This window comes from Rhodococcus sp. (in: high G+C Gram-positive bacteria) (genome assembly GCF_049299235.1).
Taxonomy (GTDB): Bacteria; Actinomycetota; Actinomycetes; order Mycobacteriales; family Mycobacteriaceae; genus Rhodococcus.
This window is the reverse complement of record NZ_JBAQXC010000137.1, coordinates 1-3,908: the sequence shown is the minus strand read 5'-3', so window position 1 is coordinate 3,908 and position 3,908 is coordinate 1. Positions and strand designations below refer to the sequence as shown.

Below are 3,908 nucleotides of genomic sequence, written 5' to 3'. Positions count from 1 at the left end.
GGGTTCCGCCGGCCACCGCCACCGGCACGGGAGCCCGGGTACGACGCCGCTGCGGCGCCGCACCACTCGCATCGACCGGCGGAACAAACAGGGGCGTCAGGTCCAACCCGGCGGTTCGCCACCGGGTCAGCGCCGTGTCGGGTTCGAGCAGATCGACCCGGCCGACGGCGTCGTCGACGCTGCGCAACCCGAGTGCGGCGAGCCGGCCGCGCACATCCTCGGCCACGAACCGGAAATATTGTTCGACGAATTCTGCTCGCCCGGTGAATTTTTCGCGCAGTTCCGGGTTCTGGGTGGCAATTCCGACCGGGCAGGTGTCGAGGTGACAGACCCGCATGAGGACACACCCGAGCACGACGAGCGGGGCCGTCGCGAAACCGTACTCCTCGGCGCCGAGCAGCGCGGCGACGAGCACATCCCGTCCCGTGCGCAACCCGCCGTCGCATTGGACGGTGATGCGGTCGCGCAGCCCACCGAGCACGAGGGTCTGCTGGGTTTCGGCGAGTCCGATCTCCCAGGGCGTACCGGAGTGCGCCAACGCGGTGAGCAGCGCCGCGCCGGTCCCCCCGTCGCACCCCGAGATCAGCACCACATCGGCGTGTCCCTTCGCGACCCCGGCCGCGACGACGCCGACCCCGGCACCGCTGACCAGTTTGACGTGGATGCGGGCCCGCGGGTTGACGCAGCGCAGGTCGTGGATGAGTTGCGCGAGATCCTCGATCGAGTAGATGTCGTGGTGCGGTGGCGGCGAGATCAGTCCGACACCGGCGGTGCTGTGCCGGATACGGGCAATCCACGGATACACCTTGTCGCCGGGAAGCTGGCCGCCTTCACCGGGTTTCGCGCCCTGCGCCATCTTGATCTGGAGGTCGGTGGCGTCGGCGAGATAGTCGGCGGTGACACCGAACCGTCCACTGGCGACCTGCTTGACGGCGCTGCGGCGCAGCGGGTCACCGAGGCGATCCGGGTCCTCTCCGCCTTCCCCGGAGTTCGAACGCCCACCGAGCCGGTTCATCGCGACCGCGAGCGCGGTGTGCGCCTCGGCGGAAATCGACCCGAAACTCATGGCGCCGGTAGCGAAACGATCCACGATGCGGTCGGCGGATTCGACCTGCTCGAGCGGGACCGGCGGGTGCCGACCGGTCCGGAAACGCAACAGCCCCCGCAGCGTTCCACCGGCCGCCGCGAGCCGGTCGACTTCGTCGCTGTACCGGGCGAACACGTCGGCGCGACCGGCGCGGGTGGCGTGCTGCAGCAGGAACACCGTCTCCGGGGTGAACAGGTGCGGTTGCCCGTCACGCCGATAGCGATAGGTACCCCCGCTGTCGAGTTCGTCGGCGCGCGAACCGGATTCGTCGAAGGCGGCGCGGTGCCGGGCGCGGGTGTCGTCGGCGAGATCGCGCAGTGATGCTCCGCCGATACGCGAGACGGTGCCGGGCAGGTAGGACTCGACGACGTCACGACCCAACCCGACGGCTTCGAAGGTGTGCGCCCCGATGTAGGAGCCGAGCACGGCGATACCCATCTTCGCCATCACCTCGAGCACCCCGGCGACGAGCGCCTGCCGATAGTTGCCGACAGCGTCCTCCGGGTCGGTGCCCGCGAGCGTCCGCACCGTGTCGAATGCCAGGTAGGGGCACACCGCCGACGCTCCGAAGCCGAGCAGCGCGGCGACATGGTGCACCTCGCGGGCATCACCGCTGTCGACGAGCAGACCGACGCGGGTGCGGCGACCGGACCGGATCAGGTGATGGTGCACCGCGGCGACCGCGAGCAGCGACGGGATCGGCACCGAATCCGGGGTACTGCCGTGGTCGGTGATCACGAGCAGGCCGTGCCCGGTGTCGACGGCATCGTCCGCGGCCCGGCACAGCGCCGCCAGGCCCGCGGCCAGTGCCTCCCCCGACGGTCCGTCGGCGGTGAAATGCGCGGGCAGTGTCCGTGCCGCGAGCGCCGGGTGTGGTCCGTTCACGGTGAGTGCCCGGACCCGATCGAGTTCGTCGACAGTGAGCACCGGGCCGGGCAGCAGCAATTGCCGGCACGCGGCCGGCGAGCAGCCCAGCAGGTTACCCTCGGGTCCCACCGCGACAGTGGTGGTGGTGACGATGCGTTCCCGGATCGCATCCAATGGCGGGTTCGTGACCTGCGCGAACAGTTCGGTGACGTAGTCGTAGAGCAACCGAGGTCGGGGGGACAGCGCCGCGGGCGGGGTGTCGTCACCCATCGACCCGAGGGGTTCACGACCGGTGCGGAGCATCGGGGTGAGCACCGTGTCGAGGTCTTCGCGGGTGTAGCCGAACAAGCGGTGGGCTCGGGTGGTCGCGGTGTAGCGGACGGGTGGGTGGTCCGCGCGCGGCAGGTCGGCGAGGTCGACTCGGCCTGCGCGCAGCCAGTCCCGATAGGGGTGGGCACGGGCGAGCCCGGCAAACACCTCGTCGGACGGCACGATACGGCCCCGACGGGTGTCGACGAGGAACATCCGGCCCGGTTCGAGCCTGCCCTTCTCGACGATCTGGTCGGGTGGTAGATCGAGCACACCGGATTCGCTGGCGAAGATCACCCGGTCGTCGAGGGTGCGCCACCAGCGGCCCGGCCGCAGTCCGTTGCGGTCGAGGACCGCGCCGAAGACACCTCCGTCGGTGAACGGCAGGCACGCCGGCCCGTCCCACGCCTCGAGCAGCGCCGCGTGGAACGCGTGGAATCCGCGTTGTCGCGCGTCGCATCCGATATCGCGCTCCCAGGCCGACGGGATCATCATGGCGACTGCGTGCGGCAGCGACCGGCCCGACAGGTGCAGCAGTTCGAGCACCTCGTCGAGCGAGGCCGAATCGGATCCGTCGGGGCTGCAGATCGGGAACAGCCGGGTGAGGTCACCGGGGATCCGGGTGGTCCGCAATGCCGCCTGCCGGGCCCGCATCCGATGACGGTTGCCGCGGATGGTGTTGATCTCCCCGTTGTGCGCGCTGTACCGGAACGGTTGTGCGAGGGGCCATGCCGGGAAGGTGTTGGTCGAGTAACGGCTGTGCGCCAGCGCGATCGCACTCACGCAGCGCGGATCACGCAGATCCGGGTAGAAGCGCGGCAGTTGGTCGGCAGTGAGCATGCCCTTGTAGACGATCGTGCGGGCCGACAGCGACGGAAAGTACACGGCAGGCACACCGTCGGGGCCTGGACGTTCGGCGCGTCGACGCAGCGGGTAGACGAGCCGGTCGAGCTCGAGACCACCGGGTCGGGTCCCGGCGGCAGCCGGTGCGGCGACGAAGAGTTGGTCGATGTGGGGGCGGCACCCGTCCGCGGTGACGCCGATCCCGGCGCGTTCGGGTTCGATGGGTACGTCACGCCAACCGAGCACGTCGAGGTACTCGGCGGCGGCGAGGACTTCGACGCGCCGGCGCGCCCGGGCACGGTCGTCGGGGTCGCGGGGCAGGAAACACAACCCGGTGGCGTACCGGCCGGGCGGTGGCAGCGGAAAATCGGTGACCACGTCGAACATTGCCTCCGGGATGGCGAGAGTGAGGCCGGCACCGTCGCCGCTCGCCGGTTCGCGGCCGCACGCCCCGCGATGACTCAGGTTTTGCAGGGCGAGGACGGCGTCGGCGACGATGTCGTGGCCAGCGCGGCCGTGGATGTCGACGACCGCGGCGACGCCACACGAGTCCGATTCCAGCGCCGGATCGTAGAGTCCCCGCGGGGCGGGAATCGCGGAGTACAACACTGTGGTCACCTCCACCTGGGCGGATGGCGCGTGGGTGACGCGTCGCGCGTCGTGCCGGCGACCCGGTGGGTCGTCGCGACAGGCGGTGCAGCAGCGTGGGTGGGCCGATCGGCTCCGCCCGGGAAACCGGGGATCGTGCCCGGTCGGGTCAGTGTACGCGCGGAAGGCCCGCCTGCGCGAGCGTGCGCAGGCG

General features: G+C 70.6%; 1 protein-coding gene. It reads right to left on the bottom strand.

Annotation, left to right across the window (positions count from 1 at the left end; translation table 11 throughout):
* Positions 1-3,715: glutamate synthase large subunit (gene gltB / locus WAX14_RS08350; protein WP_422627621.1), on the bottom strand; the 3,715-nt coding region annotated here is incomplete at its 3' end.
* Between the last annotated feature and the right edge of the window lie 193 nt (positions 3,716-3,908).